The 12460-nt window shown below is 47.0% G+C and carries 14 protein-coding genes; 13 read left to right on the plus strand and 1 reads right to left on the minus strand.

Annotation, left to right across the window (positions count from 1 at the left end; translation table 11 throughout):
- The first annotated feature begins 120 nt into the window (after nt 1-120).
- The 5 genes from dnaJ (at nt 121) to deoC (ending at nt 5118) form a co-directional block, all read left to right on the plus strand.
- Nucleotides 121-1248 carry a molecular chaperone DnaJ gene (gene dnaJ, locus H2R00_RS01720; RefSeq protein ID WP_020452258.1) on the plus strand — a complete coding sequence of 376 codons (1128 nt, stop codon included), beginning with the start codon at nt 121-123 and terminating at the stop codon, nt 1246-1248.
- A 23-nt stretch (nt 1249-1271) separates the two neighbouring features.
- Nucleotides 1272-2207, plus strand: coding sequence for a 50S ribosomal protein L11 methyltransferase (prmA, locus tag H2R00_RS01725; protein ID WP_075752248.1), 936 nt, complete (start codon nt 1272-1274; stop codon nt 2205-2207).
- A gap of 23 nt (nt 2208-2230) precedes the next feature.
- On the plus strand, nt 2231-2998 hold the full coding sequence (locus H2R00_RS01730; RefSeq protein ID WP_154994370.1) for a 16S rRNA (uracil(1498)-N(3))-methyltransferase: 768 nt from the start codon (nt 2231-2233) through the stop codon (nt 2996-2998).
- A 2-nt stretch (nt 2999-3000) separates the two neighbouring features.
- Nucleotides 3001-4356, plus strand: coding sequence for a tRNA (N(6)-L-threonylcarbamoyladenosine(37)-C(2))-methylthiotransferase MtaB (gene mtaB, locus H2R00_RS01735; RefSeq protein WP_075752251.1), 1356 nt, complete (start codon nt 3001-3003; stop codon nt 4354-4356).
- Between the two features lie 90 nt (nt 4357-4446).
- Complete coding sequence (deoC, locus tag H2R00_RS01740; protein WP_182070352.1) at nt 4447-5118, plus strand: deoxyribose-phosphate aldolase; 672 nt, start codon at nt 4447-4449, stop codon at nt 5116-5118.
- A 19-nt stretch (nt 5119-5137) separates the two neighbouring features.
- Here the strand turns inward: deoC and H2R00_RS01745 are convergent, their stop codons facing one another.
- A complete protein-coding gene (locus H2R00_RS01745; RefSeq protein ID WP_154994366.1) occupies nt 5138-6073 on the minus strand; it encodes a Na/Pi symporter in 936 nt (311 codons plus the stop codon).
- A 185-nt stretch (nt 6074-6258) separates the two neighbouring features.
- Here H2R00_RS01745 and rpsU point away from each other — a divergent pair, with 185 nt between their 5' ends.
- The 8 genes from rpsU (at nt 6259) to H2R00_RS01785 (ending at nt 12356) form a co-directional block, all read left to right on the plus strand.
- Nucleotides 6259-6432 carry a 30S ribosomal protein S21 gene (rpsU, locus tag H2R00_RS01750; protein WP_003183654.1) on the plus strand — a complete coding sequence of 58 codons (174 nt, stop codon included), beginning with the start codon at nt 6259-6261 and terminating at the stop codon, nt 6430-6432.
- A 14-nt stretch (nt 6433-6446) separates the two neighbouring features.
- The gene (locus H2R00_RS01755; RefSeq protein WP_003183651.1) at nt 6447-6893 is read left to right on the plus strand and encodes a GatB/YqeY domain-containing protein; all 447 of its coding nucleotides are present in this window, start codon (nt 6447-6449) and stop codon (nt 6891-6893) included.
- Nucleotides 6894-7037: 144 nt separating this feature from the next.
- Nucleotides 7038-8357 (plus strand): NfeD family protein, encoded by a 1320-nt coding sequence (locus tag H2R00_RS01760; RefSeq protein WP_154994364.1) that lies wholly within the window; start codon nt 7038-7040, stop codon nt 8355-8357.
- A 23-nt stretch (nt 8358-8380) separates the two neighbouring features.
- Nucleotides 8381-9373, plus strand: a complete 993-nt coding sequence (floA, locus tag H2R00_RS01765; RefSeq protein WP_020452249.1) for a flotillin-like protein FloA — start codon at nt 8381-8383, stop codon at nt 9371-9373.
- Nucleotides 9374-9402: 29 nt separating this feature from the next.
- Nucleotides 9403-9849: a YqfB family membrane protein gene (locus H2R00_RS01770; RefSeq protein ID WP_182070353.1), complete on the plus strand. Its 447-nt coding sequence runs from the start codon at nt 9403-9405 to the stop codon at nt 9847-9849.
- A 55-nt stretch (nt 9850-9904) separates the two neighbouring features.
- Nucleotides 9905-10186: a sporulation protein YqfC gene (yqfC, locus tag H2R00_RS01775; protein WP_003183644.1), complete on the plus strand. Its 282-nt coding sequence runs from the start codon at nt 9905-9907 to the stop codon at nt 10184-10186.
- Between the two features lie 17 nt (nt 10187-10203).
- The gene (gene yqfD / locus H2R00_RS01780; RefSeq protein ID WP_154994360.1) at nt 10204-11400 is read left to right on the plus strand and encodes a sporulation protein YqfD; all 1197 of its coding nucleotides are present in this window, start codon (nt 10204-10206) and stop codon (nt 11398-11400) included.
- Nucleotides 11397-12356, plus strand: a complete 960-nt coding sequence (locus H2R00_RS01785) for a PhoH family protein (protein WP_017474322.1) — start codon at nt 11397-11399, stop codon at nt 12354-12356. The genes yqfD and H2R00_RS01785 overlap by 4 nt, the downstream gene beginning before the upstream one ends.
- Nucleotides 12357-12460 lie beyond the last annotated feature (104 nt).

The raw sequence follows: 12460 nt of genomic DNA on the forward strand, positions 1-12460 counted from the left end.
AGTCAAAGTCAGGATCTCTTGACTTTGACTTTTTTCTTCCTAAAGGACAAAAGGAATTGAAAAAACATAATTTGAAATGATACAATCTAATTTATGTGAGAAAATCGGGAGTGTGAAGAGATGAGTAAGCGTGATTACTATGAGGTGCTTGGGGTAGGTAAGAGCGCTTCTAAAGATGAAATTAAAAAAGCTTACCGCAAGCTTTCTAAAAAATATCACCCGGACATCAACAAAGAAGCCGGAGCGGATGAAAAATTCAAAGAAGTCAAGGAAGCCTATGAAACACTTTCTGATGACCAAAAACGGGCCCATTACGACCAGTTTGGCCATACCGATCCAAATCAGGGATTCGGCGGCGGAGGTTTCGGCGGCGGCGACTTCGGCGGCTTTGGGTTTGACGATATTTTCTCAAGCATTTTCGGAGGCGGCGCAAGGCGGAGAGACCCGAATGCCCCGAGGCAGGGTGCCGATCTGCAGTATACGATGACACTGTCATTTGAAGAAGCGGCCTTCGGAAAAGAGACGACGATCGAAATTCCGCGTGAAGAAACGTGCGAAACATGCAGCGGCTCTGGTGCAAAACCGGGAACAAAGCCGGAAACATGTTCACACTGCGGCGGATCAGGCCAGCTGAACATGGAGCAGTCGACTCCGTTCGGAAAAGTTGTCAACAGAAGAGTATGTCATTACTGTAATGGAACGGGTAAGCAAATTAAGCACAAATGTTCAACTTGCGGCGGTACAGGAAAAGTGAAAAAACGCAAGAAAATCAATGTCACCATCCCGGCGGGTGTGGATGACGGCCAGCAGCTTCGAGTATCCGGACAGGGTGAACCGGGGATCAACGGCGGTCCGTCAGGTGACTTATTCGTCGTTTTCCGCGTCCAAGAACACGAATTTTTCGAGCGCGATGGAGACGATATTTACTGCGAAATGCCGCTGACATTTGCACAGGCTGCGCTCGGGGACGAAATCGAAGTGCCTACTCTTCACGGTAAAGTAAAATTAAAAGTGCCGGCGGGCACGCAGACAGGCACCAAGTTCCGCTTAAAAGGAAAAGGAGTTGCCAACGTACGCGGGTACGGTCAAGGCGATCAACACATCGTCGTCCGCGTTGTGACACCGACGAATTTAACAGAAAACCAGAAAAATATTCTCCGCGAATTTGCAGAAGTGAGCGGAAATATGCCGGATGAACAAGAAATGAGTTTTTTCGATAAAGTAAAGCGCGCCTTTAAAGGCGATTAATGATTGGATGAGGAGTTGGTAGTATGAAATGGTCCGAAATCTGCATTCACACGACACATGAAGCGGTTGAGCCCATCTCGAATATTTTACATGAAGCTGGTGCGAGTGGAGTCGTGATTGAGGATCCGCTTGATTTAATTAAAGAGCGTGAGAATGTATACGGAGAAATCTACCAGCTCGATCCCAATGATTATCCTGATGAAGGAGTCATCATCAAAGCGTATCTCCCGATCAACAGCTTTTTGGGGGAGACTGTAGAAGGAATCAAGGAAACCATCAATAATCTGCTGCTGTATGATATTGACCTCGGACGCAACAAAATCACCATCAGCGAGGTTAACGAAGAAGAATGGGCGACAGCATGGAAAAAATATTATCATCCCGTAAAAATTTCTGAGAAATTTACGATTGTTCCGACATGGGAAGAGTACACACCGGTTCATACGGATGAACTCATCATCGAGATGGATCCGGGAATGGCGTTCGGAACAGGCACACACCCGACAACCGTACTTTGCATACAGGCACTCGAAAGGTATGTGAAAGAAGGGGATTCGGTTGTGGATGTCGGAACGGGAACAGGCATTTTAAGCATTGCATCAGCCATGCTTCGCGCCAAACAGGTTGAAGGATATGATCTCGATCCTGTAGCCGTTGAAAGCGCCCGCTTGAACTCCAAGCTCAATAAAGTCAGCGATCATATCGTGATCAAGCAAAATAATCTGCTCGACGGCGTCGAAGGGGAAAAAGACGTCATCGTCGCCAACATCCTGGCCGAGGTGATCTTGCGTTTTACGGATCAGGCATACAGCCTGTTGAAAGACGGCGGTTATTTCATTACTTCGGGGATCATCCAGCAGAAAAAACAGGAAGTCAAAGATGCACTGGTGAAAGAAGGCTTTACGATCGTCGAGGTTCTTTCAATGGAGGACTGGGTCAGCATCATCGCTAAAAAATAATCGTTAGTAGGTGTGACAAGCGTATGCAACGATATTTTATCGAACAATCAAAACAAGAGGTCACAGCCGCACCTTCGTTCTCGATCAAAGGTGAAGACGTACATCACATTGCGACTGTGATGAGGATGTCTCCCGGAGACGAGGTCATTTGCTGTGCAAAAGACGGCCATGAAGCGAAATGCCGGATCGAGTCCGTCACAAAAGAAGAGGTTTTATTGAGCGTAATCGAATGGACGGAGGAAACACGCGAACTGCCCGTCCAGATCCATATTGCAAACGGCCTTCCAAAAGGAGATAAGCTGGAATGGATCATTCAAAAAGGGACAGAGCTCGGTGCAAGCTCGTTTATTCCTTTTCAGGCATCGCGCTCCGTTGTTAAACTTGATGAAAAAAAGGCAAAGAAAAAGCGGGAAAGGTGGGCGAAAATCGCCAAGGAAGCCGCAGAACAGTCCCACAGAAACGCGATTCCCGATGTGGCGCCGGTACACACGTTTCAACGTTTGCTTGAGAGCCTTGAGGACTTCGATAAATGTGTCGTTGCATACGAAGAGTCATCAAAGCAAGGCGAGACGAGCCGGTTTCAATCCGTGCTCAAAAGCCTGCCGGAAGGATCATCCGTACTCATGGTGTTCGGTCCTGAAGGCGGATTTTCAGAAGATGAAATTGAGGCGCTTAAAGAAAAAGGAGCCCTCGCCTGCGGGCTTGGTCCGCGGATTTTAAGGGCGGAAACAGCTCCGCTGTACGCGTTGGCGGCAGTTTCTTATCATACAGAGTTATTAAGAGGTGAATAACAATGGCAACCGTTGCATTTCATACACTTGGCTGCAAGGTCAACCATTATGAAACAGAAGCAATCTGGCAGCTTTTCAAAGAAGCCGGCTACGAAAGAAAAGAATTTGAAAGTTCGGCGGACGTATACGTCATTAATACATGCACCGTCACGAATACAGGTGATAAAAAAAGCCGCCAGGTGATCAGACGGGCGATCCGCCAAAATCCTGACGCCGTCATTTGCGTGACAGGGTGCTACGCCCAGACTTCCCCGGCGGAAATCATGGCGATCCCGGGCGTTGATATCGTCGTCGGAACACAAGACCGCGAAAAAATGCTCGGCTATATTAAGCAGTACCAGGAAGAAAGACAGCCGATTAACGGCGTCAGCAATATTATGAAAGCAAGAGTGTTTGAGGAGCTTGATGTTCCTGCATTTACTGACAGAACGCGTGCTTCTTTGAAAATTCAAGAAGGCTGCAACAATTTCTGCACATTCTGCATCATTCCGTGGGCGCGCGGCCTGCTTCGTTCCCGCGACCCTGAGGAAGTCATCCGCCAGGCGCAGCAGCTCGTTGATGCCGGCTATAAAGAAATCGTTTTGACCGGTATCCATACCGGCGGTTATGGAGAAGATATGAAAGACTACAACTTTGCGCAGCTGTTGAAAGAATTGGACAGCCGTGTAAAAGGTCTGAAACGAATCCGTATCTCTTCAATCGAAGCGAGCCAAATTACAGACGAAGTAATCGAAGTGCTTGACCGCTCAGACAAGATCGTCAGACACCTTCACATCCCGCTTCAATCCGGCTCAAACAGCGTTTTAAAGCGGATGAGAAGAAAGTATACGATGGAGTTTTTCGCCGATCGGCTGACGAAACTCAAAAAAGCTCTTCCTGGGCTTGCAGTTACTTCTGATGTGATCGTCGGCTTCCCGGGTGAAACGGAAGAAGAATTTATGGAGACGTACAACTTTATTAAAGAACACAAGTTTTCCGAGCTCCACGTCTTCCCGTACAGCAAACGGACCGGAACCCCGGCAGCACGCATGGACGGCCAGGTTGACGAGAACGTGAAAAACGAAAGGGTTCATAAATTGATCGCTCTTTCAGATCAGCTTGCGAAAGAATACGCATCAGACTATGAAGGCGATGTTCTGGAGATCATTCCGGAAGAGCCGTTCACGGAAACGGGTGAAGACAACCTGTTTGTCGGCTACACGGACAACTATATGAAGGTCGTTTTCGAAGGCTCAGAGGACCTGATCGGCCAGCTTGTTAAAGTGAAGATTTTAGAAGCAGGCTATCCGTACAACAAAGGACAGTTCGTCCGCGTCGCAGAAGATGACGTCCATGAAAACATCCGCTTATCGTCATAAATGATCAATTCAGCCGGTTCACGAAAAAGGTGTTCCGGCTTTTTTTGCGAATATCATAAGCAGACAACCATCTAAAAAGGAGTCAGGACGATGACAAAACAAATTGCGCGAATGATCGATCACACTGTATTAAAGCCCGATACTGTCAAATCCGAAATTGAAACGCTTTGCAAAGAAGCGCGTGTTTACGGTTTTGCCTCCGTTTGCGTGAACCCATGCTGGGTAAAGCTGTGCGCCGAGCTTCTTAAAGATTCAGAGGTGAAAGTATGCACGGTTATCGGCTTTCCTTTAGGTGCAACATCTTCGGAAACAAAAGCTTTTGAAACCAAGCAGGCAATTGCAGACGGGGCCGGTGAAGTTGATATGGTGATCAACATCGGTGCATTAAAAGACTGCGATACTGGAACCGTGGAGCATGACATCAGAGCGGTGACAGACGCGGCCGACGGCAAAGCTCTCGTAAAAGTCATCATAGAGACGTCACTGTTGACGGATGAAGAAAAAAGGCAGGCTTGTGAACTGGCCGTAAAAGCAGGCGCCGACTTTGTCAAAACATCGACCGGTTTTTCCGGAGGCGGTGCGACAGTCCGGGATATTAAACTGATGCGGGACGCTGTCGGCCCTGATATCGGCGTTAAAGCTTCGGGGGGCGTCCGCGATAAGGAGAGCGCCCTTGCCATGATTGAAGCCGGAGCGACGAGAATCGGAGCGAGCGCAGGCGTGTCGATTGTCAAAGGCTTAACAGCGGATGAAGACTACTAATCAAACAAAAACCAGGCGTTTATCGGGCCTGGTTTTTGTTTGGAATAAGAAACATGATCAGCGAATGAAATAGATTTGTGAGCGGCAGAAATAATAGGGACGTGACGACGTTGAACAGCAGGCTGAAATGGGCAATCTGCTGAGCGGGGCTTTCGGACAGTCCGGAGATAAAGCCTGTTATTGATGAGAGCATGGGGTATACAGCTGCTACACCGATGACATTAAACAGCACATGGGCATAAGCCGTTTGCCTGGCTGCAGCTCCGCCTTTGAAAGATGCCATCACGGCTGTGATGCATGTCCCGATATTGGAGCCGAGAACAACACTCATCGCTTCGGTCAAACCGACGACACCTTGATCCATAAAGCTCATCAGGATGCCGACACACGCCGAACTGGAATGAATCATCGCGGTCAAAACGGTGCCGATAATCAAGGCGTAAAGCGGTGAATCTTCGGCAAGCTTCACGATATAAGCGCCCGAGTCTAGCTGTGACAAAGGCACGGCAAGCCGGCTGAAGCCGCTGATACAGAAAAAAATAACCCCCAAGCCGATCATGCTTACGCCCACTTGCCGAACAGAGGATTTTCCGGCAATAAAAAGAACAGCACCTGCGGCAAAAAGGGCAAAAATCAAAAATTCCAGCTTCACCGCTAAAAATTCCGTTGTGAAGGTCGACCCGATGTTTGTCCCCAAAATGAGCGGAATCGAACGTTTAAATGAAAGGGCGCCTACTGAGACAAAGCCAATGACGATTACCATAAATGCCGAGCTGCTTTGCAAAATCCCTGTAAAAACAATGCTGACCAAAAAGGCTTTCACCGGATGATCCGTGAACAGCAGCAGCCGCTTTTCAATTTTTTCAAATGTCAGTGAAATCAAGCCTTTTCTCAGCATGCTCATGCCTTTGAGAAAAAGAACGATCAATAATACGAATAAGATCAAGATCACCATCAGTTTTTCGAACAGCCTCCTTTATAAATATATACAGACAAGCTGCCGAAAACATGACTGAACAATAAAACGATTCTCCTTGGTTGACCTTACCGGAGGCTTATATTATAATGTCAAAGTACATGTTTATATGTATGTCTTTTTTTAAAGCAGTCGATTGGTGTATTCGGAGGGAGGGAAAGAGAATGTCAAAAACGGTCGTTAGAAAAAACGAATCGCTTGAAGATGCTCTTCGTCGCTTCAAACGCAGTGTATCAAAGACAGGTACTTTGCAGGAAGCAAGAAAGCGTGAATTTTATGAAAAACCTAGCGTAAGACGCAAGAAAAAGTCTGAAGCTGCAAGAAAGCGCAAATACTAAAAGAGGGTGGATTTATGAGTCTTCTTGAGCGGCTGAACCAAGATATGAAGCTCTATATGAAAAACCGTGAGAAAGACAAACTGACTGTCATTCGCATGGTCAAAGCTTCGCTTCAAAACGAAGCAATCAAGCTTAAGAAAGACAGGCTGACCGATGATGAAGAACTGACTGTTCTTTCTCGTGAATTAAAACAGCGTAAAGACTCCCTCCATGAATTTTCAAACGCTAATCGTTCAGATTTAGTAGATAAAGTTCAAAAAGAGTTAGACATTCTGGAAGCTTATATGCCTGAACAGCTGACGGAAGAAGAGCTGCTCGACATCGTCAATGAGACGATCGCCGAAGTCGGCGCCTCTTCAAAAGCGGATATGGGCAAGGTGATGAGCGCTGTCATGCCGAAAGTCAAAGGCAAGGCGGACGGCGGTCTCGTCAATAAGCTTGTCAGCAAACAACTGTCTTAAGAAAAAGACGCCTTTTAAGCAATTAAAGGCGTCTTTTTTTGTGCGTGTTCATACAATAGAAAAGTAGTAGAAAGATGAAACCTTTGCTACATTTATAACGTATATAATGTTAATGATAATAGGGGAAGGAGGCTTCAGACATCGTTGCTGCTGAAAAAATTTAGAATTTTTGTTGCTCTGGCCTGCGGTTTTGTTTTATTCTTATTACTAGGCGTTCATTTGACCGTGAAAGCGGATGGAGATACAGTGTATGTCATTCCGATCGAAGAAACGGTTGAAAAAGGGCTTTCAAAATTTCTTGAGCGCTCTTTTCAAGAAGCGGAAGATATGAATGCCAAACATATCATACTCGATATCAATACCCCCGGCGGAGCGGTCGACGCAGTCCTTGACATGGCTGATACGATACATAACTCCGACATTCCGGTGACAGCTTATGTGAATAGAAGGGCTCTGTCCGCAGGCGCTTACCTCGCCTTGAATGCAGACGATATTTATATGGCGCCCGGCGGGAAAATGGGAGCTGCCGCGATCATTGACACGCAGGGAAATGCCGCTGACAAAAAGTCGGAATCGCTGTGGCTGGCTGAAATGGAAGACGCAGCCAAAAAAAACGGACGTGATCCGAAATACGCTCTTGCGATGGCCGATGCAGACGTCGATGCTAAAGAAGTAGGGGCGCCGAAGGGTGAGCTGCTCACTTTAAGCCCTGACAAAGCGCTGGAAGTCGGCTATTCTGAAGGCACAGCATCGAGCCTTGATGATCTTTTGAAAAAGCTGAATTTGAAGGATGCCAAAATCGAGCGTGCCGAGGTAAGCTTTGCCGAAAAGGTGGCCAGGTTCATCACGCATCCGGTCGTGATTCCGATTCTCCTTTCAATCGGAAGCCTCGGGCTGATTGTGGAGCTTTATTCGCCTGGTTTTGGGATCCCCGGCTTTATGGGACTCTCCGCGCTGCTGCTCTTTTTCTACGGTCATCTCGTCGCCGGGCTTGCCGGAATGGAAACGATCCTTCTGTTTGCAGCAGGCATAATTTTAATCATTTTAGAGATTTTTCTGCCGGGCGGAATAGCAGGGATTGCCGGCCTGATCGCGATTGTTGCGAGCCTCTTTTTAGCTTCGGGAAGCTTTAAGGTCATGGCCGTCTCCATTTTGATTGCAACTGCTGTTTCGATAGCGGCATCCATTCTATTGACAAGGGTGTTGGGGAAGCGTATGAAATTTTTTAAAAAATTGATCTTAACCGACTCAACAAGCACGGAAAGCGGATACGTGTCAAATGAAAGCCGGCACGATTTAATTGGTAAAACCGGCGTCACGTATACACCGCTCAGACCGTCCGGAACGGTCATCATCGGCGATGAACGGCTTGATGTCGTATCTGAAGGCTCGTTCACCGCAAAGGACAAGAAAGTGAAAGTGGTTAAAGTGGAAGGCTCACGCATTGTTGTGAGAGAATTATAAATTACATTATTAGGAGGAATATTATGGATCCGTCAACACTGTTTCTTTTACTTATTATCGCAGCCGGAATCATCTTACTAGCTGTCTTCTTTACATTCGTTCCGGTCATGCTGTGGATCTCGGCTTTAGCCGCTGGTGTTAAAATCAGTATTTTCACACTGATCGGAATGAGGCTCCGCCGCGTCATTCCAAACCGCGTGGTGAACCCGCTGATCAAAGCGCATAAAGCGGGACTTGATGTTACCATCAATCAGCTTGAAAGCCACTATCTTGCAGGGGGTAATGTTGACCGGGTTGTCAACGCGCTCATCGCTGCCCAACGTGCAAACATTGAACTCACATTCGCCAGATGTGCGGCCATCGATTTAGCGGGCCGTGACGTGCTTGAAGCCGTTCAAATGAGCGTTAATCCGAAAGTTATCGAAACGCCGTTTATTGCCGGTGTAGCAATGGATGGTATCGAGGTCAAAGCAAAAGCGAGAATCACGGTTCGCGCAAACATCGACCGCCTTGTCGGGGGAGCGGGCGAAGAAACGATTATTGCCCGTGTCGGCGAAGGGATCGTTTCGACAATCGGTTCTTCCGATAATCATAAAAAAGTGCTCGAAAACCCGGATATGATTTCACAAACTGTATTGAGCAAAGGGTTGGATTCAGGCACAGCGTTTGAAATTCTATCGATCGATATTGCTGACGTTGATATCGGCAAAAACATCGGAGCGATTCTGCAGACCGACCAGGCTGAAGCCGATAAAAACATCGCCCAGGCGAAAGCGGAAGAACGCCGCGCCATGGCGGTTGCGCAAGAACAGGAAATGCGCGCCCGCGTCGAAGAAATGCGCGCCAAAGTCGTCGAAGCAGAAGCCGAAGTGCCACTTGCGATGTCTGAAGCTCTCCGCAGCGGAAAAATCGGTGTCATGGACTACCTCAATATGAAAAACATCGACGCCGACACAGACATGCGCGATTCTTTCGGAAAGATGACGAAAGACCAAAATGAAGAGGATCATAAATAAACAAGCCCCTGTAAAAAGGAGGGAGCTCATTGCTTGATATCCTGTTCGACAATCCAATTATCATGGCAGCCATTATCGCAGCCATTTCCTTCATTTTCAACAAACTCGGAAAAAATGATGAAAATGAAGAAACGAAGCGAAAACCGGCGCCTGAACGGCCGAAGACGCAGACGCCGAAACAGACGGCGCAGCGCCGGCCTACAGAAAATAAAACTGAGCGGCCGGCGGCAGCTGCTGCTGCAAAAAGCGCAGATATGGCTGCAGAGCTCCGCAGAATCAAAGCGGATGCCGAGCGGTCCATGCCGGCCGTTGAACGGACCGTTAAAAAGCAGAGCAGCCGGGTGATCAACCGGAAGCGAGAACTGCTCGATATGAATAAAAACACGATTGTCCAAGGCATTGTCCTCAGCGAAGTATTCGGCCCTCCGCGGTCGAGAAAACCGCATTACACAATGAGGCGCCGGCCTAAAATTTAAGTATTAGAACCCCCTTCTCATTCATACATATGAGATGAAAGGGGGTTCTTTTTTTATGGCGCAAAGAAAAAACCGCATCAAAGCGTGGCTGACAAGAACACTGGAAATTCCCCCTGATGTCATGATGGATCTTCCGAGAATTACGATGATAGGAAGACTTCACATATATATTGAAAACCACAGAGGGCTTTTGCTTTTCAGCGATACGGAAGTAAGGCTGATGCTCAAACAGGGGCAGTGCATCATTCAAGGCAAAGACTTTGTCATCAAAACGATTTTGCCTGAGGAAATTCTGCTTGAAGGCACGATTGAGCTCGTACGCTATATCGATTCATAAGTCGGGGGGAAAGAAGCGTGAAGAATAAATGGCTTTCTTTTTTTTCTGGAAAGATCCAGCTTGAGATAACGGGAAAGGGGATCGAACGGTTATTAAATGAATGCACCAGGCGCAGCATCCCGATGTTTAATGTGAAGAAAAAGAAAGACGCTGTCTTTCTTTATATTCCGCTTTCTGATGTACATGCCTTCCGGAAGGTCATCAGGGATTTCGACTGCAAGTGCCGGTTTATCAAACGAAAAGGTTTTCCTTTCCTCGTGCAGAAGTCTAAACGGAATAGCGGTTTCACTTTTGGAATTGCTGCATTTTTTATCATCATGTTCCTATTGTCCAACATGCTTTGGAAGATTGACATTACAGGAGCCAATCCGGAGACAGAACATCAAATCAGACAGCACTTGGATCAAATCGGCGTCAAAAAAGGCCGCTTACAGTTTACAATGCTGACCCCGGAAAAAATTCAGCAGGCGCTCACAAAGCGCGTTGAAAACATCACATGGGTGGGCATCGAATTAAACGGCACTGCCCTTCACATGAAAGTGGTTGAAAAGAATGAACCTGACAAAGAAAAATATATCGGTCCGAGGCACATCATCGCCAAAAAAGGGGCGACCATCTCAAAAATGTTCGTGGAAAAAGGCGAACCGCTCGTCACGGTGAACCAGCACGTTGAAAAAGGACAAATGCTTGTTTCCGGGCTGATCGGAAGCGAAGAGGAAAAGCAAAAAGTCGGAGCCAAAGGGAAAATCTACGGTGAAACCTGGTACAAGTCAAAGGTAACGGTTCCGCTTGAGACATCATTTGACGTTTTTACGGGTAAAGTAAGGACAAGTCACAAGCTATCCCTCGGATCTTTTTCCGTGCCGATCTGGGGCTTTTCTTTTAAAAAAGAAGAGTTGTCGCGCCCGAAGACAGAAACCGAAAAACACTCGCTGCATTTTATGAATTTTACGCTTCCTGTCGCGTATGAAAAGGAACATACGAGGGAGAGCGAACAAATCAAAAGGGTGTACTCGAAAAAAGAAGCGGTCCTTGAAGGGATCGAAATGGGAAAAAGAGACATCAGGAAAAAAATCGGCAGCGACGGGAACATTATCAGTGAAAAAGTTTTGCACGAAACGAGCGAGAATGGTAAAGTTAAATTGATCATCCTTTACCAGGTTATTGAAGACATTGTTCAAACAACACCAATTGTTCAGGAGACTAAAGAATGACAGAACACTTACTTGCGATTCATCAGCAACTGGAAAGTCCGAACGAGGCTCAAGCGCTGTTTGGGAACCAGGATTCCCATTTGAAGTTGATGGAGGAAGAGCTGAACATTTCGATTGTCACGCGCGGTGAAACCGTGTATGTGACCGGAGACGAAGAAACATTTGAAATCGTGGACAGCCTGCTTGCGTCCCTCTTGAATCTAATCCGCAAAGGAATCGAGATATCTGAACGAGATGTCTTGTATGCGATCAAGATGGCGAAAAAGCAGAAGCTTGAGTTTTTTGAAAGCATGTATGAAGAGGAAATTACGAAAAACGCCAAAGGAAAACCGATCAGAGTCAAAACCATCGGTCAAAGAGAATACATCGCCGCCATGAAAAGGCACGACTTAATCTTCGGCATCGGCCCTGCAGGAACGGGGAAAACCTATTTGGCTGTCGTAAAGGCCGTTCATGAACTGAAAAACGGACGCATCAAAAAAATCATTTTGACAAGACCAGCTGTTGAAGCAGGGGAAAGCCTCGGATTTTTGCCAGGGGATTTAAAGGAGAAAGTCGACCCTTATTTAAGGCCGCTGTACGATGCGCTCCATGATGTGCTCGGAACGGACCATACGGCACGGCTGCTTGAAAGAGGAACGATTGAAATCGCGCCGCTTGCTTACATGAGGGGGCGGACGCTTGACGACGCATTTGTGATTTTGGATGAAGCGCAGAATACGACACCGGCACAAATGAAAATGTTTTTGACGAGATTGGGTTTTGGTTCTAAAATGGTCATTACAGGCGACATTACGCAAATCGATTTGCCAAAGGGCGTCACATCAGGGCTTGCCGTTGCAAAAAAGATGCTCCTTGATATCGAAGGCATTTCAATTGTTGAACTGGATCAGACGGACGTGGTCAGACACCCGCTTGTCGCCCGTATTATTGAAGCATACGAAAAGTCAAAATAACTCCGAATGGCCCGATCGCCCGTTATCGGGTCATTTTTTAGTTTCCCGCGGGAAAAGAGGTGCTTTTGTTGAAAAAGAAAAAAAGAGACGGAAAGTTTCGGCTC

Source organism: Bacillus haynesii (genome assembly GCF_014042035.1).
GTDB lineage: Bacteria > Bacillota > Bacilli > Bacillales > Bacillaceae > Bacillus > Bacillus haynesii.

What these genes read in the sequence shown, in the direction of transcription:
- dnaJ (WP_020452258.1), top strand. Translation starts at nt 121, where the DNA reads ATGAGTAAGCGTGATTACTATGAGGTGCTTGGGGTAGGTAAGAGCGCT.
- prmA (WP_075752248.1), top strand. Translation starts at nt 1,272, where the DNA reads ATGAAATGGTCCGAAATCTGCATTCACACGACACATGAAGCGGTTGAG.
- H2R00_RS01730 (WP_154994370.1), top strand. Translation starts at nt 2,231, where the DNA reads ATGCAACGATATTTTATCGAACAATCAAAACAAGAGGTCACAGCCGCA.
- mtaB (WP_075752251.1), top strand. Translation starts at nt 3,001, where the DNA reads ATGGCAACCGTTGCATTTCATACACTTGGCTGCAAGGTCAACCATTAT.
- deoC (WP_182070352.1), top strand. Translation starts at nt 4,447, where the DNA reads ATGACAAAACAAATTGCGCGAATGATCGATCACACTGTATTAAAGCCC.
- H2R00_RS01745 (WP_154994366.1), bottom strand. Translation starts at nt 6,073, where the DNA reads ATGGTGATCTTGATCTTATTCGTATTATTGATCGTTCTTTTTCTCAAA.
- rpsU (WP_003183654.1), top strand. Translation starts at nt 6,259, where the DNA reads ATGTCAAAAACGGTCGTTAGAAAAAACGAATCGCTTGAAGATGCTCTT.
- H2R00_RS01755 (WP_003183651.1), top strand. Translation starts at nt 6,447, where the DNA reads ATGAGTCTTCTTGAGCGGCTGAACCAAGATATGAAGCTCTATATGAAA.
- floA (WP_020452249.1), top strand. Translation starts at nt 8,381, where the DNA reads ATGGATCCGTCAACACTGTTTCTTTTACTTATTATCGCAGCCGGAATC.
- yqfC (WP_003183644.1), top strand. Translation starts at nt 9,905, where the DNA reads ATGGCGCAAAGAAAAAACCGCATCAAAGCGTGGCTGACAAGAACACTG.
- H2R00_RS01785 (WP_017474322.1), top strand. Translation starts at nt 11,397, where the DNA reads ATGACAGAACACTTACTTGCGATTCATCAGCAACTGGAAAGTCCGAAC.